20 protein-coding genes are annotated in these 17,940 nt (G+C 65.7%); 15 read left to right on the forward strand and 5 right to left on the reverse strand.

The annotated features are described in order from the left end of the window. The first annotated feature begins 1 nt into the window (after position 1). Positions 2-1,390, forward strand: a complete 1,389-nt coding sequence (locus tag N2602_RS35240) for an ATP-binding protein (RefSeq protein ID WP_172788763.1) — start codon at positions 2-4, stop codon at positions 1,388-1,390. A gap of 175 nt (positions 1,391-1,565) precedes the next feature. On the opposite strand, the gene N2602_RS35245 is transcribed toward N2602_RS35240, so the two are convergent. Both N2602_RS35245 and N2602_RS35250 read right to left on the reverse strand, forming a co-directional pair. Then, positions 1,566-2,096: a DUF3617 family protein gene (locus N2602_RS35245; RefSeq protein ID WP_260380982.1), complete on the reverse strand. Its 531-nt coding sequence runs from the start codon at positions 2,094-2,096 to the stop codon at positions 1,566-1,568. Between the two features lie 45 nt (positions 2,097-2,141). Continuing rightward, positions 2,142-2,450, reverse strand: coding sequence for a hypothetical protein (locus N2602_RS35250; protein WP_172788765.1), 309 nt, complete (start codon positions 2,448-2,450; stop codon positions 2,142-2,144). A gap of 182 nt (positions 2,451-2,632) precedes the next feature. Between N2602_RS35250 and N2602_RS35255 the strand changes: the two genes are divergently transcribed. The 4 genes from N2602_RS35255 to N2602_RS35270 all read left to right on the forward strand — a co-directional run bounded on the left by N2602_RS35255 (position 2,633) and on the right by N2602_RS35270 (position 5,374). Further along, a complete protein-coding gene (locus tag N2602_RS35255) occupies positions 2,633-3,094 on the forward strand; it encodes a hypothetical protein (RefSeq protein ID WP_260380983.1) in 462 nt (153 codons plus the stop codon). 117 nt (positions 3,095-3,211) lie between these two features. Further along, positions 3,212-3,904: a ribonuclease T2 gene (locus tag N2602_RS35260; RefSeq protein WP_260380984.1), complete on the forward strand. Its 693-nt coding sequence runs from the start codon at positions 3,212-3,214 to the stop codon at positions 3,902-3,904. Positions 3,905-4,032: 128 nt separating this feature from the next. After that, positions 4,033-4,905 (forward strand): 23S rRNA (adenine(2030)-N(6))-methyltransferase RlmJ, encoded by an 873-nt coding sequence (locus N2602_RS35265; protein WP_260380985.1) that lies wholly within the window; start codon positions 4,033-4,035, stop codon positions 4,903-4,905. Between the two features lie 253 nt (positions 4,906-5,158). Then, positions 5,159-5,374 (forward strand): cold-shock protein, encoded by a 216-nt coding sequence (locus tag N2602_RS35270; RefSeq protein WP_008544396.1) that lies wholly within the window; start codon positions 5,159-5,161, stop codon positions 5,372-5,374. A 71-nt stretch (positions 5,375-5,445) separates the two neighbouring features. On the opposite strand, the gene N2602_RS35275 is transcribed toward N2602_RS35270, so the two are convergent. Beyond that, the gene (locus N2602_RS35275; RefSeq protein WP_172788769.1) at positions 5,446-6,069 is read right to left on the reverse strand and encodes an outer membrane protein; all 624 of its coding nucleotides are present in this window, start codon (positions 6,067-6,069) and stop codon (positions 5,446-5,448) included. A 248-nt stretch (positions 6,070-6,317) separates the two neighbouring features. Here N2602_RS35275 and uvrC point away from each other — a divergent pair, with 248 nt between their 5' ends. The 7 genes from uvrC (at position 6,318) to N2602_RS35310 (ending at position 12,577) form a co-directional block, all read left to right on the forward strand. Further along, positions 6,318-8,378: an excinuclease ABC subunit UvrC gene (uvrC, locus tag N2602_RS35280; protein ID WP_260380986.1), complete on the forward strand. Its 2,061-nt coding sequence runs from the start codon at positions 6,318-6,320 to the stop codon at positions 8,376-8,378. Between the two features lie 96 nt (positions 8,379-8,474). Next, on the forward strand, positions 8,475-9,092 hold the full coding sequence (gene pgsA, locus N2602_RS35285) for a CDP-diacylglycerol--glycerol-3-phosphate 3-phosphatidyltransferase (protein WP_172788771.1): 618 nt from the start codon (positions 8,475-8,477) through the stop codon (positions 9,090-9,092). Further along, positions 9,089-9,340, forward strand: coding sequence for a molybdopterin converting factor subunit 1 (gene moaD, locus N2602_RS35290; protein WP_172788772.1), 252 nt, complete (start codon positions 9,089-9,091; stop codon positions 9,338-9,340). Before pgsA ends, moaD begins: the two co-directional genes overlap by 4 nt. A 4-nt stretch (positions 9,341-9,344) precedes the next feature. After that, on the forward strand, positions 9,345-9,812 hold the full coding sequence (locus N2602_RS35295; protein WP_172788773.1) for a molybdenum cofactor biosynthesis protein MoaE: 468 nt from the start codon (positions 9,345-9,347) through the stop codon (positions 9,810-9,812). Next, complete coding sequence (gene prmB / locus N2602_RS35300; RefSeq protein WP_260380987.1) at positions 9,812-10,771, forward strand: 50S ribosomal protein L3 N(5)-glutamine methyltransferase; 960 nt, start codon at positions 9,812-9,814, stop codon at positions 10,769-10,771. The genes N2602_RS35295 and prmB overlap by 1 nt, the downstream gene beginning before the upstream one ends. A gap of 91 nt (positions 10,772-10,862) precedes the next feature. Next, entirely contained in the window at positions 10,863-11,447 is a 585-nt protein-coding gene (locus N2602_RS35305) for a phage holin family protein (protein ID WP_212259359.1), read from the forward strand. Continuing rightward, positions 11,447-12,577 carry a YihY/virulence factor BrkB family protein gene (locus tag N2602_RS35310; RefSeq protein WP_260380988.1) on the forward strand — a complete coding sequence of 377 codons (1,131 nt, stop codon included), beginning with the start codon at positions 11,447-11,449 and terminating at the stop codon, positions 12,575-12,577. The genes N2602_RS35305 and N2602_RS35310 overlap by 1 nt, the downstream gene beginning before the upstream one ends. 47 nt (positions 12,578-12,624) lie before the next feature. Here the strand turns inward: N2602_RS35310 and N2602_RS35315 are convergent, their stop codons facing one another. After that, positions 12,625-13,464 carry a class I SAM-dependent methyltransferase gene (locus N2602_RS35315; RefSeq protein ID WP_172788777.1) on the reverse strand — a complete coding sequence of 280 codons (840 nt, stop codon included), beginning with the start codon at positions 13,462-13,464 and terminating at the stop codon, positions 12,625-12,627. 313 nt (positions 13,465-13,777) lie between these two features. Here N2602_RS35315 and N2602_RS35320 point away from each other — a divergent pair, with 313 nt between their 5' ends. Both N2602_RS35320 and N2602_RS35325 read left to right on the forward strand, forming a co-directional pair. Then, the gene (locus tag N2602_RS35320) at positions 13,778-15,256 is read left to right on the forward strand and encodes an EAL domain-containing protein (protein WP_172788778.1); all 1,479 of its coding nucleotides are present in this window, start codon (positions 13,778-13,780) and stop codon (positions 15,254-15,256) included. Positions 15,257-15,271: 15 nt separating this feature from the next. Beyond that, positions 15,272-16,126: a TIGR01459 family HAD-type hydrolase gene (locus N2602_RS35325; protein ID WP_260380989.1), complete on the forward strand. Its 855-nt coding sequence runs from the start codon at positions 15,272-15,274 to the stop codon at positions 16,124-16,126. 140 nt (positions 16,127-16,266) lie between these two features. Here the strand turns inward: N2602_RS35325 and N2602_RS35330 are convergent, their stop codons facing one another. Next, positions 16,267-16,662 (reverse strand): response regulator, encoded by a 396-nt coding sequence (locus N2602_RS35330; RefSeq protein ID WP_008567674.1) that lies wholly within the window; start codon positions 16,660-16,662, stop codon positions 16,267-16,269. Between the two features lie 230 nt (positions 16,663-16,892). Between N2602_RS35330 and N2602_RS35335 the strand changes: the two genes are divergently transcribed. After that, positions 16,893-17,876: a bifunctional riboflavin kinase/FAD synthetase gene (locus tag N2602_RS35335; RefSeq protein WP_172788780.1), complete on the forward strand. Its 984-nt coding sequence runs from the start codon at positions 16,893-16,895 to the stop codon at positions 17,874-17,876. Positions 17,877-17,940 lie beyond the last annotated feature (64 nt).

The raw sequence follows: 17,940 nt of genomic DNA on the forward strand, positions 1-17,940 counted from the left end.
GATGAGCACGATCGATACCGGCCTGACGCTTCTGAAGAGCGCCGCCGGCCGCGTCTCCGCCGCTAATGGCTGGATGGGCAACGCGTTCAAGGGCTGGATGCCGACCGGCCTCTACGCCCGCGCGCTCCTCATCATGATCGTGCCGATGGTGGTGCTGCAATCGGTCGTCGCCTTCGTGTTCATGGAGCGGCACTGGAACACGGTGACGCGCCGCCTGTCGGCCGCGGTGGTGCAGGACATCGCCGCACTCATCGACGTCTACAAGGGCTATCCGCAGGACAAGGACCGCAACGAGATCCGCCGCATCGCGCAGCAGCGGCTCGGTCTGGTCGTCGATTTCCTGCCCGCCGGCGACATGCCGCCGCCGGGACCAAAACCGTTCTTCTCGCTGCTCGACCAGACGCTGTCGGTGCAGCTCGGCCGCCAGATCGGGCGATCGTTCTGGATCGATACGGTCGGCCGCTCCAACTTGGTCGAGATCCGCATCCAGCTCGACGATGCCGTGATGCGCGTGTTCGCGCAGCGCAGCGCCGCCTATGCCTCCAACTCGGAGATTTTCCTGTTCTGGATGGTCGGCACGTCCTCGATCCTGTTGATCGTGGCGGTGCTGTTCCTGCGCAACCAGATCAAGCCGATCCTGCGCCTTGCCGATGCCGCCGAGAGTTTCGGCAAGGGCCGCGAGGCGCCGAACTTCAGACCGCGCGGCGCGCGCGAGGTGCGGCGTGCGGCCGTCGCCTTCCTCGAAATGAAGTCGCGCATCGAGCGCACGATGGAGCAGCGCACCGCGATGCTCGCCGGCGTCAGCCACGATCTGCGCACCATCCTGACCCGCTTCAAGCTCGAGCTGGCACTGATCGGCGACAATCCCGAGCTCGAGGGCATGCGCAAGGACGTCGACGAGATGTCGATGATGCTGGAGGATTACCTCGCGTTTGCGCGCGGCGATTCCGGCGAGCAGTCGCAACCGACCGACATGGCGCAGGCGCTCGAGGAACTGCGCAGCGATGCCGAACGCCACGGCCATACCGCGACCGTCGCGTTCAACGGCCTGCCCGTGGTGACGGTGAAGCCGGCCTCGTTCAAGCGCTGCCTCGCCAACCTCGTCACCAATGCAGCGCGCTACGGCAAGAACATTGCCATCACCGGCCAGCGCGATCACCGTTATTTGACGGTCACCGTCGATGATGACGGCCCGGGCATACCCGCGCACTTGCGCGAAGAGGTGTTCAAGCCGTTCCTGCGGCTGGACAACGCCCGCAACCAGGACGAAGGCGGCACCGGCCTCGGGCTCGCGATCGCCCGCGACATCGCCCGCTCGCATGGCGGCGACATCACGCTGGGGGACAGCCCGATGGGCGGATTGAGGGCGAGCGTGCGGATTCCGGTGTAGGCTTTCTTACCTCTCCCCGCTTGCGGGGAGAGGTCGAATGCGATCGCAGATCGAATTCGGGTGAGGGGGTACCGGTCTCACAAAAATCTCGTTCGCGGAGAGAGGCCCCTCACCCCAACCCTCTCCCCGTAAGAACGGGGCGAGGGAGCGCACCGTCCGCGCGCGCCGAGCACGCCTACTTCGGCAGCAGCGCCTTCAGCTTGTCCATGTCGCGCGTGTTCATCTTGAAGCCGCCGGGCATGACGATGTCGCCGGGTTTCTGATCCGGCTTGCAGGCCCCGAGCCATTTGGCTTGCAGCGTCGTGGTGCTATCGCGCCCGGCCGTGCCGGCGACGCCGCCTTGCGCATGCGAGGTCGTCTTCACCGTGTAGGCCGAGTTGAAATCGCCGGTGATCTCCGCATGCGAGGTCGTGCTGACGCCGGCGACGCTGCACTCGGAATCGCTGACATAGCCGGTCGCAGTCTTCTTGATCTCCTGCTTGGCGCAGATCTGCTTGGCCATCGGGGAGACGTTGTTGCTCATCTCCTTGTCGACGGTCTCGTCGGTGCAGTGCTGCATGGTCATTTCGGGCACCGGCGAGCCTGATGTGACCAGCTTCATCTCCCAAAGACCGGGTTTGCGTACCGGCAGGTCGTCGGCGCCGGCGCCGCCAGCCGACAACGCGAGGCAGAGCGTCGAGCCGAGCAAAGCGAATTTGCGCGTCATGTCGAAGGCTCCCGGCTGAGAGAAGTGCGGCGCTACGACAGCGCCTCAGTAGAGCGTGCGGATCGGCCGATCGGCGGCGCCATAGGGCACCCAGCGGCAGGCGAACGAGATGTAGCCGCCCTCATAGGCCTGCACGCCCAGGAATTTCGCGACCTTGCCGTAGCGGGCGCAGTGATCGACCGCGACCTGACGCGCATCGACCTGGGTCGCCATCGAATAGGCGATGATGCCGCCGGTGTCGTTGCCCTTGAACGGCGGCACCGGAGCAAAGATGTCGGCGCGCGCCGACTGGCTCGCCATCATGCCCGAGACAACCAGGCTGGCAAGAAGGCCCGCGGCCGCAATGATTCGCATTCCCGTCACTCCAATTGGCTGGCGCCAGTTTACGGTGCCGGGAGGGGCGTGAAAAGAACCGAACCCTGTTGGCCGCGACATCTTCGCCAAGTCCTGGCGAAGTGTTGCCGCGCTGCACTTGACCTCCCCCAACCTTCGCGGCACCGTCCGACCTTCGCAAGAGCCAGCTGTCCGGATTGACCATGCGCGCCCCCTCCCAGAAATCGCTCCGCTTTGCCGCCGTGCTCGGCCTCATGTTGGGAGCGCTGTCGCTCGGCGAGGCCAGGGCCGCCAATCCGCTCGAGCTGAATTTCTGGCTGAGCGGGCCGCGCTATGACGGCGCCGTGGCCGATTGCGACAGGGCGCTGCCGACGATCGCCACCCAATTCTGGGAAAAGGAAAGCGGGTTCTGGAATTCCCCGTTGAAGATCACCGGCTTCTCCGCCGTTCGCGAGGTCGCGTTCCGCCCCTGGCAGTCCGACAACATTCCGCGCCGCTATTGCACCGCTGACGCCATGCTCACCGACGGCAAGGTACGCAAGGTGCATTTCTCGCTCATTGAGGATGGCGGCTTCGCCGGCTACGGCAACGGCGTCGAGTGGTGCGTGGTCGGCGTCGACCGCAACTGGGCCTACAATCCGGCCTGCCGCGCCGCCAGGCCCTGACCGGAAGCGGCTGATTCGGGCTGATCAGCCGGCCGACGACTGCCGCCCCAATTTTGTTCTTGAAATGTTCCCATTGCCTGCTAGGCTGTGTGCACAGTCTAGTTGAGGGGCGTCGCCATGTTTCACTCCAGATTGCGTTCGTTGTCCCATCTGATGATCTCGCTGATCCTCGCCGCGGGGTTGGCCACCCTCGCCGGCGGTGCGAAGGCGCAGGACAAGCGGCAGAACGCACCCGGCGAGTTCGATTTCTATGTGCTGTCGCTGTCGTGGTCGCCCTCGTTCTGCGAGGAAGCAGCCGAACGCGGCGGCCGGTCCCAGATGCAATGCGGCGGCCGGCCCTACGCGTTCGTGGTGCATGGGCTGTGGCCGCAATACGAGAACGGTTTTCCGGAATACTGCCAGCGGCCGGCGCCGCGCCTGAACCGCAACATCGTCTCCTCGATGCTCGACCTGATGCCGGCGCCGGGCCTGATCTTCAACGAGTGGGACAAGCACGGCACCTGTTCCGGGCTCGAGGGCCGCAGCTATTTCGAGATGATCCGCAAGGCGCGCGCCGCGATCAAGATTCCGACCGAGTATCTCGATCTGTCACAGCCCAAGACCGTCGCGCCGGCGGAGGTCGAGGAGGCCTTCATCAAGGCCAATCCGGGTCTCAGCAATGCCGCCGTCTCGGTCACCTGCAACCGGACACGGCTGTCCGAGGTCCGCATCTGCCTCAGCAAGGACCTGCAATTCCGCGCCTGCGACGAGATCGAGCGCCGCGCCTGCCGCCGCGACCAGGTGACGATGCCGCCGATCAGGGGCGGGTAGGCCCGTCATTGCGAGGAGCCCTTGCGACGAAGCAATCCAGACTGCCTCCGCGGAAAGATTCTGGATTGCTTCGCTGCGCTCGCAATGACAAGGGGATGGGATCGCGCCAGACAACGTAGTCCTATCCCATGAACTACCGCCACGCCTTCCACGCCGGCAGCTTCGCCGATGTCATCAAGCACATCGTGCTGGCGCGCATCCTCACTTATCTGCAGGACAAGCCGGCAGCGTTCCGCGTCATCGACACCCATGCCGGCGCCGGCCTCTACGATCTCGACAGCGACGAGGCGCGCCGCGGCGGCGAATGGCTGACCGGCATTGCCCGGCTGCTGCAGGCGCGCCTGTCGAACGAGAGCGCGGCGCTGACGAAGCCCTATCTCGACATCGTCCGCGCCTTCAATCCGAAGGGCGAGCTCAAGGTCTATCCGGGCTCGCCGTTGATCGCGCGCGGCCTGCTCCGGCCGCAGGACCGGCTCGTCGCCTGCGAGCTCGAGCCGAAGGCACGGAAAGCGCTGATCGACGCGCTGCGTCGCGACGAGCAGGCCCGCGTGGTCGATCTCGACGGCTGGGTGGCGCTGCCGGCTTTCGTGCCGCCGAAGGAGCGGCGCGGCCTTGTGCTGATCGATCCGCCCTTCGAGGCCAAGGACGAGTTCGAGCGGCTCGGCGAAGTCTTCTCGGCGGCGTTCGCGAAATGGCCGACCGGTATCTACGTAATCTGGTATCCCGCCAAGAACCGGCGCGCCACCGACATGCTGGCGCAAACCGTGGCGCGGCTCGCAGCTGCAGCAAAGCCGCCTGGAAAATGCCTGCGCCTCGAATTCAGCGTCGCGCGGCAAGCCGACAGCGCCGCCCTCACCTCCACCGGCCTCCTGATCGTCAACCCGCCCTACACGCTGCACGGCGAGCTCAAGACCATTCTGCCGGAGCTGGAAATACCGCTCGGCCAGGGCGGGGCTGCCAGATTCCGACTGGAGGCGCCCAAGCCTAACGTCAGGCCGTAACACTCCGGCATTCTTGGGAAAAATATGCAGGACCGGTAGTCAATCTGCGAAGAACCGTATTATGCTATTTCCGTGACTGGCTTTACGTTCCGCTTCCGCGAATGGTTGCGGCGGAGTGAAGGCCCTAAGAAAGATCCCGCCGGACCGATCAGGTCCGTCCAAGGGATGGCCAGCTCCCGGGCTCCGTATGGCCCGGTCATGTCGCGACGTGAGTCTGCGTCGCGGCGGAGGAGCAATGAGGGGGAGTTTCCCGATGGCCATGACGGGAACGGTCAAGTTCTTCAACGGCGAGCGCGGCTACGGCTTCATCAAGCCTGACGACGGCGGTCGCGATGTCTTCGTTCACATCACCGCTGTGGAGCGGGCGGGACTGAAGGACCTTGCCGAAGGACAGCGTATTACTTTCGAAGTCGAACCGGACAAGAAGGGGAAGGGACCAAAGGCGGTCAATCTTGTGATCCTCTCCTAGCGAGCCTGGCGCGAAAAAAATCCCGGCCGCGAGCGGCCGGGAGGCTGGTCCGGTATTTTCTTCTTTGGATGTCAGAAGCGATAGTTCACGCCTGCGCGGACAACGCTGGCGCTATAGCCGTTTGATACGCCCGTAATTGCGAACTGGCTGGTCGACAGATCGATGTAGAGATATTCGAGCTTGGCGCTCCAGTTCGGCGTGAGGCCGACTTCCGCACCGGCACCGATGGTCCAGCCGGCGGTGGTGTGCGACTCCGTCCAGCCGAAGGTCTGCGCCCGCAGCTCGCCGAAGGCGAGCCCGGCGGTGCCGTAGAACAGCACGTTGTTGAACGCATAGCCGGCGCGGCCGCGCAGGGTGCCGAACCATGGGTTGGAGAATTTCCACGGCGCAAAGGTGTCGTCGGCGCCGGCGGCCTGGATGTCGCCCTCGACACCGAACACCCACGGGCCGTTCTGGAAATTGTAGCCGGCCTGCACACCGCCGACGAAGCCGGACGGCTTGGTGGGGTTGTTGTCGACCGAGCCCCATTGATAGCCGATGTTGCCGCCGAGATAGGGACCTGCCCAGCTATAGGCATTGAGCGGCTGATTGACGGTATAGGGCGCACGCTGCCCGTAATTGAGATCGGCGGCCTCTGCCGAAGCTGTCCAGCCGGCTGCAACCAACGCGGCTGCGCCCACAACGAGCCTCTTCATCACTCACTCCAACGCAACTGTCGCAACCGAGCGATGTCCGCGCCGCCGCGCGAGCAAAACCGGACGGTTACGGAACCAAGAACTTTTCGCGTAGGATTTATCGAGAGTTTTAAGTTAAAGGGCTGTTAAGCCGGGTTACCGCCCGCTTAACAGACTTAAGGAAGCGTTACCGGAAACTGGCCGCCATCCTCTTGCGTGCGGCATGGCCGGAACTTCAAATCGGCACCCCCAGCGCCTAAATTCGCCCCATGGTTCACGATTCCTCCGACAATCCGGACGACCGCGCGCGCAAGCCGCCGCAGGCTGCTGCGAGCGAGGCCCCGCCCGAGCGGCTGGCCGCGCCGGACGTCGATCCCGCGGCGGCAGGCGGCGACGACGAGGACGATGCGCTGCTGCCGGACATCCTGGAAGAGAGCGGCGCCGTCGGCGAAGGCCCGCTCGCGACCGGTCACGAGGCGATCGAGCGCGCGGTCCGCCTCGCGCCGACCTCGCCCGGCGTCTATCGCATGCTCAATGCGAGCGCCGACGTGCTCTATGTCGGCAAGGCCAAGAACGTCAAAAAGCGCCTGTCCAGTTATGCGCGCCAGAGTGCGCCACTGCCTGCCCGCATCCTGCGCATGATCGCGGCCACCGTCACCGTGGAGATCGTCTCGACCACGACCGAGACCGAGGCGCTGCTGCTGGAAGCCAACCTCATCAAGCAGCTGCGGCCGCGCTTCAACGTGCAGCTGCGCGACGACAAATCGTTTCCCTACATCCTGATCACCGGCGACCATTGGGCGCCGCAGATCCTCAAGCATCGCGGTGCGCAGACCCGGCCCGGACGCTATTTCGGCCCGTTCGCCTCTGCCGGCGCGGTCAACCGCACCATCACGGCGCTGCAGCGGGCGTTCCTGATCCGCTCCTGCACCGATTCCTTCTTCGAGAGCCGCACCCGGCCCTGCCTGCTCCACCAGATCCGCCGCTGCGCCGGCCCCTGCACCCGCGAGATCGATTTCGGCGGCTATTCGACGCTGGTGCGCGAGGCGAGCGACTTCCTCTCCGGCAAGAGCCATGCGGTGAAACAGGAGCTCGCCGGCGAGATGGAGAAGGCCTCGAACGAGCTCGAATTCGAGCGCGCCGCACTCTACCGCGACCGCCTCGCCGCGCTGTCGGCGATCCAGTCGCAGCAGGGCATCAACCCACGCACGGTCGAGGAAGCCGACGTGTTCGCCATCCACCAGGAGGGCGGCTTCTCCTGCGTCGAGGTGTTCTTCTTCCGCACCGGACAGAACTGGGGCAACCGCGCCTATTTTCCGCGCGCGGAGAAGAGCTTTACGCCCGAGGAAGTGCTGGGGTCCTTCCTGGCCCAGTTCTACGATGACAAGCCGCCGCCGAAGAACATCCTGCTCTCGCACGAGATCGAGGAGAGCGAGCTGCTCGCCAATGCGCTGTCGATCAAGGCCGGCCACAAGGTCGAGGTCACCGCGCCCAAGCGCGGCGAGAAGAAGGAGCTGGTCGCCCACGCACTGACCAATGCGCGCGAGGCGCTCGGCCGCAAGCTCGCGGACACGGCGACGCAAAGCCGCCTGCTCGAGGCCATGGCCGCGACGCTGAGCCTGCCGCACATGCCCAAGCGCATCGAAGTCTACGACAACAGCCACATCCAGGGCACCAACGCGGTCGGTGCCATGATCGTCGCGGGCCCTGATGGCTTCGTGAAGAACCAGTACCGCAAGTTCAACATCAAGTCGGAAGGGATCACGCCCGGCGACGACTTCGCCATGATGCGCGAGGTGCTGGAGCGCCGCTTCAAGCGCCTGATCAACCCGCCCGAGGACGCCGCCACCAAGGCCAAGGACGACGATTTCCCGCAATGGCCCGACCTCGTCATCATCGACGGCGGCCGCGGCCAGCTCAACGCGGTGCGCGAGATCTTCGCCAATCTCGGCCTGACCCAGGTGTCGCTGATGTCGGTGGCCAAGGGGCCGGACCGGGATGCCGGCCGCGAGACCCTGTTCATGCCGGAGCGCGAGGCGATCAAGCTGGAGCCGCGCGATCCCGTGCTCTATTTCATCCAGCGCCTGCGCGACGAGGCCCACCGTTTCGTCATCGGCTCGCACCGCAAGCTGCGCAAGAAGGACATCCGCGAGGCCGGCTTGCAGGAGATTCCGGGCATCGGCCCGTCACGCAAACGTGCCTTGCTGCATCATTTCGGGACCCTGAAAGAGATCGAACGGGCCTCGATCGCCGATCTCGGCAAGGTTCCGGGGGTCAGCGCCGAGAGCGCCCGCAGGATTTTCGAGTATTTCCATCCCCAGCCGGGGTGAACTAAAGGAGGCGACGGTCATATGGTCGTCGCATCCTGCATCCCATTTGGGAGTGGAACGGTTGACCTTCAGGCTTGAGCGGTATTGGTAGGACGGATGAACATCGCCACGACACGAGGGACCACCAGCCGCGCGATGTCCCTCCCCAACATCCTGACCTACGGCCGGATCGCCGCGATCCCGGTCGTGGTCGGATGCATCTATGCGCAGTCGATTCTGGATCAGCCGCTCTGGCTGCGCTGGCTCGCGGTCGCCATTTTCATCGCCGCAGGGGTGACCGATTACCTCGACGGCTATTACGCGCGGATCTGGAATCAGCAATCGGCCTTCGGCCGCATGCTCGATCCGATCGCCGACAAGCTGCTGGTCGCCTCCTGCCTGTTGATGCTGGCCGCGGATGGCATCATTCACGGCTGGTCGCTATGGGCCGCGATCGTGATCCTGTGCCGCGAGATCCTGGTCTCGGGCCTGCGCGAATATCTGGCTGCGCTCCGCGTCAGCGTGCCCGTGACCAAGCTTGCGAAATGGAAGACCACAGTCCAGCTGGTAGCGATCGGGTTCCTGCTCGCGGGACCGGCCGGCGACGAGGTCGTGCCAGTGGTCTCGATGATTGGCCTCGCACTGCTGTGGGCCTCGGCGATCCTCACCATGTACACCGGCTACGACTATTTCCGCGCCGGCATCCATCACCTCATCAAGGAGGACGAGGGATGAAGGTGAAGTATTTCGCCTGGGTGCGCGAGCGCGTCGGCAAGGCCGAAGAGACGATCGAGCCGCCCGCGAGCGTGCGCACCGTCGAGGAGCTGATCGCCTGGCTCTCCGGCCAAAGCGAGGCTTATGCGCATGCGTTCGAGAAGCCGAAGGTGATCCGCGCCGCGATCGACCGCGCTCACGTCAAGCAGGACGCCGCCATTGCAGGCGCCCGCGAGGTCGCGTTCTTCCCGCCCATGACCGGCGGCTAGGCTCATGACCTGCCCCGTCACCATCCGTATCCAGGAAGACGATTTCGACATCGCGCGCGAGATCTCGGTCCTGACCGGCAGCCGGACCGATATCGGCGCGGTCGTGAGCTTTTCCGGGATCTGCCGCGCCGACGAGGACAGCGCCAACGTCGCGGCGCTGACGCTCGAACATTATCCCGGCATGGCGGAGGAAGAGATCAGGCGCCATGCCGACGAGGCCATTTCGCGCTGGCCGCTCAACGGCGTCACGGTGATCCACCGCGTCGGCCGCTTCATGCCGGGCCAGAACATCGTGCTGGTCGTGACCGCCTCGCAGCACCGGCAGGCGGCGTTCCAGGCGGCCGAGTTCCTGATGGACTATCTCAAGACCAGCGCGCCGTTCTGGAAGAAGGAAGAGAGCGCCACCGGCACCGGCTGGGTCGAGGCCCATGCCCGTGACGACGAAGCCGCCGCACGCTGGACGAAATCCTGATGGCTAAAGTTACGAAGAAGACCGCGCGCGGCCGCGCCGCGCCGAAGCTCGCGAAGGTGGGACCCGGCGAGCTTCTCACGCTGCTCGACTTCGTCCGTTACGCGGTGAGCCGCTTCGTCGAGGCGAAGCTCGCCTTCGCCCATGGCACGACCGATCCCGTCGCGGAAGCCGCGTTCCTGGTCTGCGAGGCGCTGCATCTCACTCCCGACCAGTTCGAGATCTTTGCCAACGCGCGCGTCACCGCCGCGGAAGGCAAGACCCTCCTCGATCTCATCCATCAGCGCGTCACGACGCGCAAACCGGCCGCCTATCTCGTCAACAAGATCTACATGCGCGGCCTGCCCTTCTATGTCGACGAGCGCGTCATTGTTCCGCGCTCCTTCATCGGCGAGCTCCTGGAGTCGCATTTCGGCGCCGACGGCGAGGCCGGATCGCTGATCGACGATCCGACGGCGGTCGAGCGCGTGCTCGATCTCTGCACGGGCTCGGGATGCCTTGCGATCCTCGCCGCGCATCATTTCCCGAACGCCACCGTCGACGCCGTCGACATCTCCAAGGGCGCGCTCGAGGTCGCTGCGCGCAATGTCGGCGAATACGGGCTCGAGGACCGGATCAGCCTCTATCGCGGCGACCTGTTCGCCCCGCTCGGCGGCAACAGATACGACCTGATCATCACCAACCCGCCCTACGTCGATGCCGAGGGCATGGCGGCATTGCCGCCGGAGTGCCGGGCCGAGCCGAAGCTCGCCTTCGATGGCGGCGCCGACGGTCTCGACGTGGTGCGCCGGATCCTGCGCGATGCGCCCGGTCACCTGACGCCGCAGGGCGGGCTGATCTGCGAGATCGGCCGCGGCCGCGAGCTGGTCGACGAGGCCTTTCCGGAACTGCCGCTGCTCTGGCTCGACACCGAAGATTCCGAGGGCGAGGTGTTCTGGATCGCAGCCGCCGATCTCGCCTGATTCATCACGGCCGGTCACGCTCAATCGGAACAAGTCAAATATCGCCACGTTCATCCCCCGACGAATTTTCTAGTCCTTGGAGGATGTCCGCATGCTCGCGCCATCGGGCGAATTGCTGCGCGCCGGGATGGCGCTCAAACTCAATCACGTCAAACGCGCTGCTCAATCCTATCTGCGCGACCAGACCAGCCAGGCCACGGGCAAGTTGACGTCTTACGCGGTGGCCGGCGGACTGTTCGCGGTCGCCGGCCTGTTCGTTGTCGCGGCGTTTTTCGTCGGACTGATCGCCTTGTACCGCTGGGTCGCGATCATCTACGGGCAATTCTGGGGATTTGGCGCGGTCGCCGCAGTGCTGCTGGTGCTGGCTGCGGTCTGTGCCGGCGTGGCCATGGCGCAGATGAAACGCAAGGCCAAGCCGGTGGTGCCGCTCGCGAGCCGTCTGCGCGTGGCGGTCGCCACGCCCCGGATCCCGCGTGGAACGGTCAAGGAGGCCGTGAAGGAGGTCGCAACGACGATTCCCCTCGCGCCGCTCGCACCGGGCGAGCGCGGCGGCATCAAGACCTGGCCGGCCCGCGCCAACCATCCCGTGCAGCTCGGCCTGATGCTCGCGGCGGTCGGCCTGGTCGGGCTGACGGCCGCCCGGCGGCGACGCAACAGGCGCAGTCTGGAGGCGTGATGCTGGCGCGGCGCTCCGAACAGATCGACTCCTGGCTGCTGGTGGCGGCGACGGCCGTGTTCGTGCTGACCGCGGAGCACTACTTTCAGGATTCCGGCCTGGCGAGGCCCGGGCCTCCGCCAGACCACCGCAAGGGCGAAGCGAATTCCCCGGAAACACACCCGGCCGGCGCGGCGATGCAGCCGGGCCGCGGCCGCCGGGCGAAAAGCCCGTTCGAGATCCCCTGGGCGGGCTGGAAGGATATTTTCTGGCGGACCTATCAGCGCATCGACGAGGATCGCCTGCTCGCGACGGCGGGCGGCGTCGTCTTCTTCGGCCTGCTCGCGCTCTTCCCCGCCGTCACCGCGCTCGTCTCCTCCTATGCCCTGTTTGCCGATCCCGCGACGATCAGCGCCAACCTCCAGACGCTTGCGACCATGCTGCCCGAGGGCTCGTTCCAGATCGTCGAGGACCAGGTCGCGCGCGTGGTGTCGAACGGCAATACGACGCTCGGTGTCACCTTCCTGGTCGGCCTGCTGCTTGCGATCTGGAGCGCCAATGCCGGCGTCAAGGCGATCTTCGACGCCCTCAACGTCGCCTATGAGGAACGCGAGAAGCGCAGCTTCATCCAGCTGAACATGATCTCGCTGGCCTTCACCGTCGGCGGCATCGTGGCGCTGCTGTTGATGGTGGGAGCCGTCGTCGCCTTCCCGCTTGCGCTCAATCATCTCGGCATGGCGCCGGAAAGCAAGCTGATCGTGGCGCTGGCACGATGGCCGCTGCTGTTCGTCATCCTGCTGGTCGCACTCGCCATTCTCTACCGCTTCGCGCCCAGCCGTGACGCGCCGCGCTGGCAATGGCTGAGCCTCGGCGCCGTGATGGCCGCGATCCTCTGGATCGCAGGCTCTGCCCTGCTGTCCTGGTATCTCTCGGAATTCGCCAATTACAACGCGACCTATGGCTCTCTGGGCGCGGCGATCGGCCTGATGATGTGGATGTGGATGTCGGCGATCGTCATCATGTTCGGCGCCGAGCTGAATTCGGAGATCGAGCGGCAGACGCTCAAGGACACCACCGAGGGGTCTCCCAAGCCGCTCGGCACCCGCGACGCCGTCTCCGCCGACACGGTCGGCGCCACCGCGCCATTTTGATCGGTGGCGGTCGGGCCGGAGCTGGCCCGACCGCATCTCGGGCGCGGTCAGCGCTTGGTGATCACGGCTTCCAGATATTCGCTGTGCACCACGATCGTGCCGTCATCGGCGTGGTTGAACTCCCCGAGCAGCGCCAGCAGATCGCGCGTCAGCGCGGCCTGGCCGCTCGCGTCGAGCGCAGCAAACGCCTTCAGCGTGGGCCCGTAGAACGTCTTGAAGATGTCGAGCCAATGGTCCGGCGAGCGATAGCGGAACACGAACATGCGCGGCTCGGCGGCGATCTCCGCGGCCACGCCGCCGAACATTTCCTCGAGCCGTGCCGTCGTGCCCCACATGGCGGGCGATTTCACGCCCGCCGGCGGCGGCAAATGCTTGCCGATGGTCTTGAACAGCTGGCCGATGAAGCCTTGCGGCGTCCAGTTGGCAAGACCGATCTTGCCGCCGGATTTGCAGACCCGCGCGAGCTCGGACGCGGCCTTGTCCTGATCCGGGGTGAACATCACGCCGAAAGTGGAGAGCACGACGTCGAAGCTGGCGTCGGCAAACGGCAGCGCTTCGGCATCCGCCTCGCGGAACTCGACGGTGAGATGTTCGGCCATCGCGCGCTCGCGCCCGCGCTTGAGCAGCGCCGGCACGTAGTCGGTGGATGTGACGTCGCACCAGCGCCGCGCCGCTGCCAGCGTCGCATTGCCGTTGCCGGCGGCGACGTCCAGCACCTTGCTGCCGGCGCGCAAGTCGATGGCCTCGCAGAGCTGTTCCCCGACGATCTGCAAGGTGGTGCCGACCACGGCATAGTCGCCCGACGACCAGGCGCCGTGCTGGCGCTGCTTGACGGCGGCAAGATCGGGTTGGGGGGCAGCTGGCTTGAGGGCGGCGGATGTCGACATGGCAATCTCCTGCGGTTGAACGCCGGGACGATAGAGCGCATGCGGCTCGCTGGCCTTGAGGGCGGCATGATTTTCCGCTGAGAGCGTCTTGATTTCCGCCCCTCGGCCGCAGAGGCCGTGCGAGGTTTCGCAGCCGCTGCCTCGAAAGCTTTCGGCCGCGGACCGACCGGGCTGCGAAACAGCCACTATCCCCTCGAATCAACAATGATGTTAGGCTCATGGATGCTTGGGGGAGCATGAGGCGTGACGGAGTCGAGCGCGACCCGTGTTTTCCCGGGTGAAGCAGTCAGCTCTTAAAGGCACAACGCGCGGCATGATTCGCATTTCGACGATCTTCATCGCCATCTGCATGGTCCTGGTCGCGGCCTCGCTCGGGCTCGTGCTCTATTCGGTCGCCGGCATCAGCGGAACGGAATCGGCGATCGTGGCGCTGACCGCGCTGACCTTCCTGATCCTCTACAACGCGGTGTCGATGCGACTGCGCGACCGCAGCGACGTCGGCGGCCAGATCGCCGACCTGTCGCGCGGCACCGCCGACCTCGCCCGCCAGGTGGCCGAGTTCGGCCGCCGGCTGGCTGCCATCGAGAGCCGCATCGCCTCGTCGAATTCGACCAATTCCGACCGAATCCAGTCGGTCATCGGCGAGATCAACGAACTGGGCGGATTGGTCAGGCAGCTCGCCACCACCGTCGCGGCCCATGAGGATCTGCTCGCCGGCCACGCGCCGGCGCCCGCACCCGCCCCGGTCACGCGGCCCGAGCCGGAAACGCCGATCGATCTGGCTGCCCCCTTCGAGGAGAAGCCGTTCGCTCCTCCTCCGCTTCCGGAGCCCCCGCCACGGCCGGCGCCGCCGCCGGTCCAGGTCCAAGCGGCCAGCCCGGTTCAGGCCGCCAATGGACGCAACCAGACCCAGTTGCTGGCGACGCTGCGCAATGCGGTCGACGAGAATCGCATCGATATCTTCCTGCAGCCGATGGTGACGCTGCCGCAGCGCAAGGTGCGGTTCTACGAGGCGGTGACGCGCCTGCGCGACGAGCGCGACCAGTTGATCGCGGCCGAGGAGTTCATCAGCATCGCAGAAGCCTCGGGCCTGATCGGGCGCATCGACAACATGGTGATGCTGCGCTGCGTGCAGGTGCTGCGGCGCCTGATGGTGCGCAACAAGGACGTCGGCGTGTTCTGCAACGTCGCCGCCTCCACGCTCGGCAACTCCACCACGTTTGCCCAATGCCTCGATTTCCTCGAAGCCAACCGCGCGCTGGCGCCCGCGCTGGTGCTGGAGTTCAAGCAGTCGACCTTCCGCAATCTCGGTCCGGCCGAGACCGAGAACCTCGCGGCACTGGCCCAGCGCGGCTTCCGTTTCTCGATCGACCATGTCACGGATTTGCGCATCGAGCCGCGCGAGCTGGCCGATCGTGGGGTCCGCTTCATCAAGGTGCCGGCCGCGCTGCTGCTCGATCCCAAGCAGGCTTCCGCCTCCGACATCCACCCCTCCGACCTCTCCGACCTGCTGGGCCGCTTCGGCATCGACCTGATCGCCGAACGGATCGAAGGCGAGCGCGCGGTGGTCGACCTGCTCGACTATGACGTGCGGTTCGGCCAAGGGTTCCTGTTCGCACCGCCCCGGCCATTGCGGCCCGAAGGGGCATCTGCTACCGGCGGGGCCTCGCCGAACCAGGCGCAGGACATTCAGGGATCCAATGGCTCCGCCACACCCAGCTCAGGCGCAACGTCCGCTGCGCCTCCGTCCCAACGCATCACAGGCAACGCGGCGCTCGCGCGCCGCATCTGATCGGCCGCGCACGTCATGACCGCGCTGCATTTTGCCGAAGGCCTGCGCGAGCTCGTGGGCGGTGTGGAGGTCGTGCTCAGCGACATCTGGGGCGTGGTCCATAACGGGCTGGAATCCTTCCCCGAGGCCTGCGAGGCGCTGCACACCTATCGCAGCCGCGGCGGTACGGTGATCCTGATCACCAACGCGCCGCGCCCGGCCGACTCCGTGCAGCGGCAATTGCGCAAGCTCGGCGTCCCCGATGAGACCTATGACGCGATCGTATCTTCAGGCGATCTGACCCGGCTCTATGTCGCCGATCATCCCGGCCGCAAGATGTTCTGGCTCGGCCCCGAGCGCGACAACTCGATCTATCGCGGCCTCGATGCGGTGACCGCGCCGCTGGAGGAAGCCGATTATATCGTCTGCACCGGCCTCTACGACGACGAGACCGAGACGGCGGAAGACTATCGCGGCATGATGCTGAAGGCGCGCGAGCGCAAGCTGACGCTGGTCTGCGCCAACCCCGACATCGTGGTGGAGCGCGGCGACCGGCTGATCTACTGCGCCGGCGCGATCGCCGAGCTCTACCGCGAGCTCGGCGGCGAGGTGATCTTCTATGGCAAGCCGCACCGGCCGATCTACGAGCGCGCCATGGCGCTCGCCGGGGAGCGACAAGGCTACCAGATCGACCGGAAGAAGGTGCTGGCGATCGGCGATTCCGTCCGCACCGACTTAACCGGCGCCCGCGAATTCGGCATCGACTGCCTGTTCGTCACCCGCGGCATCCATGCCGAGGAGTTCGAGGGCCTCGACCAGCTCGACCCGAATTCGGTGATGGAGCTGTTCGGCCACCCGCCGAAGGCGCTGATGCGCGAATTGAAGTGGTAGAAAATATCGTCCCCCGGACGCAGCTCGAAGAGCTGCAGAGCCGGGGCCTAGAAGCCGTAAGCGATGTCGTGGGATAGACTGGGTCCCGGCTCAGCGTCGCGTCACTAACGTGCCGCGCCTTGTCCGGGACACGATCGCGCTTACGCGCTCGCCATGTCCGGGAAGACCGCCTCGATCTTGGTCTTCAGCGTCGCCGCGTTGAACGGCTTGACGATGTAATTGTTCACGCCGGCCTTCTTGGCCGCGATCACGTTCTCGGTCTTCGATTCCGCGGTGATCATGATGAAGGGCGTGGTGGCGAGGTTCGGATCCGCGCGGACTTCGCGCAAGAGGTCGTAGCCCGTCATCGGCTCCATGTTCCAGTCGGAGATCACGAGCCCGTACTTCTTGCCGCGCATCTTGTTCAGCGCTGCCGAACCGTCGCTGGCATCATCGATGTTCTCAAAGCCAAGCTGCTTCAGCAGATTCCGGATGATACGGATCATGGTGCTGTAGTCATCCACCACCAGAACCGGCATCGACAAATCAACCGCCATCTCGACTCCCCCAACGCAAACCAAGGAATATTACGATCGGACCTGCCAGGCCGGCGCCCGGCAGTTCCACGCCTCAAGCACTAGCACCAAGGCCTTAAACAGCGCGTTAACTGCGGGCAGCTCCGAAGGACTGAAATCGTGTTCAATGTCTGCCCGCCCCGCCGCTTGACTTCGCACGGCCGGTCGCGCCACGGTCCGGGCCGGTCCTGCCCGGTTCGAGAATTCCCCTGATGGCTCCGCCTTTTACCGTCATCCGCGATACAACGCCGGATTCCGCGATTCCAAGGGGCGCCGTGGTCGCCATGGGCAATTTCGACGGCGTTCACCTCGGCCATCGCGCCGTCATCGCGGCTGCCCTGGAGATGGGCAGGGCGCATGGCCGCCCTGCGCTGGCATTGACCTTCGAGCCGCATCCGCGGCGGTTTTTCAGTCCCAACACCCCGCAATTCCGCCTGACGGACGAGCGGGCCAAGCTGCGGCTTCTGGCTGGCACCGGGCTTGCCGGCGCCGTGGTCATGACCTTCGACAAGGCCCGTGCCGGAACCAGCGCGCAAGATTTCATTCACCATGACCTGATCGGGCGTCTCGGGGTCAGCGGCATTGCCGTCGGCTACGACTTCCATTTCGGCAAGGGTCGGGTCGGCTCGCCCAGCCTTCTCGTCAACGAGGCGCCCCGGCTCGGCATCGAGGTCGACGTGCAGGCGCATGTCGATATCGACGAACGGCCGGTCTCCTCCAGCGCGATCCGGATCGCCCTTGCCGAGGGCCAGCTCGACGAGGCCACGACCATGCTGGGCGCGCCCTGGTTCATCACCGGCGAGGTGATCCACGGTGAAAAGCGCGGCCGCGATCTCGGCTATCCCACCGCCAACATCCGCCTGGACGCCAATTGCGGCCTCAAGCATGGCATCTACGCGGTGCGGGTCGGCCGCGGCCAGGGAAAGGATCAGGAGCGTCTGGACGGGGTGGCCAGCTTCGGCCGCCGCCCGACCTTCGACAATGGCGCTCCGCTCCTCGAAATCTTCCTGTTCGACTTCAAGGGCGACCTCTACGGACTGGCGCTCGACTGCGCCTTCATCGGCTTCATCCGCGAGGAGCTGAAATTCGATGGTGTAGAGGCCCTGATCCGGCAGATGGACGACGATTCCGCCCGCGCCCGCGCCATGCTCGCCGCCGCGCCGGACGCGTTTCCGCGGCTGGGCGCGATCGATTGAGCCGAAACCGGACTCGCCGGCCCTTTGCGCTTCCTCCGCCCCCCTGCTATGGAGAGCCCATGTT

Source organism: Bradyrhizobium sp. NC92, from assembly GCF_025200865.1.
GTDB lineage: Bacteria > Pseudomonadota > Alphaproteobacteria > Rhizobiales > Xanthobacteraceae > Bradyrhizobium.

What these genes read in the sequence shown, in the direction of transcription:
- N2602_RS35240 (WP_172788763.1), top strand. Translation starts at nt 2, where the DNA reads ATGAGCACGATCGATACCGGCCTGACGCTTCTGAAGAGCGCCGCCGGC.
- N2602_RS35245 (WP_260380982.1), bottom strand. Translation starts at nt 2,096, where the DNA reads ATGACGCGCAAATTCGCTTTGCTCGGCTCGACGCTCTGCCTCGCGTTG.
- N2602_RS35250 (WP_172788765.1), bottom strand. Translation starts at nt 2,450, where the DNA reads ATGCGAATCATTGCGGCCGCGGGCCTTCTTGCCAGCCTGGTTGTCTCG.
- N2602_RS35255 (WP_260380983.1), top strand. Translation starts at nt 2,633, where the DNA reads ATGCGCGCCCCCTCCCAGAAATCGCTCCGCTTTGCCGCCGTGCTCGGC.
- N2602_RS35260 (WP_260380984.1), top strand. Translation starts at nt 3,212, where the DNA reads ATGTTTCACTCCAGATTGCGTTCGTTGTCCCATCTGATGATCTCGCTG.
- N2602_RS35265 (WP_260380985.1), top strand. Translation starts at nt 4,033, where the DNA reads ATGAACTACCGCCACGCCTTCCACGCCGGCAGCTTCGCCGATGTCATC.
- N2602_RS35270 (WP_008544396.1), top strand. Translation starts at nt 5,159, where the DNA reads ATGGCCATGACGGGAACGGTCAAGTTCTTCAACGGCGAGCGCGGCTAC.
- N2602_RS35275 (WP_172788769.1), bottom strand. Translation starts at nt 6,069, where the DNA reads ATGAAGAGGCTCGTTGTGGGCGCAGCCGCGTTGGTTGCAGCCGGCTGG.
- uvrC (WP_260380986.1), top strand. Translation starts at nt 6,318, where the DNA reads ATGGTTCACGATTCCTCCGACAATCCGGACGACCGCGCGCGCAAGCCG.
- pgsA (WP_172788771.1), top strand. Translation starts at nt 8,475, where the DNA reads ATGAACATCGCCACGACACGAGGGACCACCAGCCGCGCGATGTCCCTC.
- moaD (WP_172788772.1), top strand. Translation starts at nt 9,089, where the DNA reads ATGAAGGTGAAGTATTTCGCCTGGGTGCGCGAGCGCGTCGGCAAGGCC.
- N2602_RS35295 (WP_172788773.1), top strand. Translation starts at nt 9,345, where the DNA reads ATGACCTGCCCCGTCACCATCCGTATCCAGGAAGACGATTTCGACATC.
- prmB (WP_260380987.1), top strand. Translation starts at nt 9,812, where the DNA reads ATGGCTAAAGTTACGAAGAAGACCGCGCGCGGCCGCGCCGCGCCGAAG.
- N2602_RS35305 (WP_212259359.1), top strand. Translation starts at nt 10,863, where the DNA reads ATGCTCGCGCCATCGGGCGAATTGCTGCGCGCCGGGATGGCGCTCAAA.
- N2602_RS35310 (WP_260380988.1), top strand. Translation starts at nt 11,447, where the DNA reads ATGCTGGCGCGGCGCTCCGAACAGATCGACTCCTGGCTGCTGGTGGCG.
- N2602_RS35315 (WP_172788777.1), bottom strand. Translation starts at nt 13,464, where the DNA reads ATGTCGACATCCGCCGCCCTCAAGCCAGCTGCCCCCCAACCCGATCTT.
- N2602_RS35320 (WP_172788778.1), top strand. Translation starts at nt 13,778, where the DNA reads ATGATTCGCATTTCGACGATCTTCATCGCCATCTGCATGGTCCTGGTC.
- N2602_RS35325 (WP_260380989.1), top strand. Translation starts at nt 15,272, where the DNA reads ATGACCGCGCTGCATTTTGCCGAAGGCCTGCGCGAGCTCGTGGGCGGT.
- N2602_RS35330 (WP_008567674.1), bottom strand. Translation starts at nt 16,662, where the DNA reads ATGGCGGTTGATTTGTCGATGCCGGTTCTGGTGGTGGATGACTACAGC.
- N2602_RS35335 (WP_172788780.1), top strand. Translation starts at nt 16,893, where the DNA reads ATGGCTCCGCCTTTTACCGTCATCCGCGATACAACGCCGGATTCCGCG.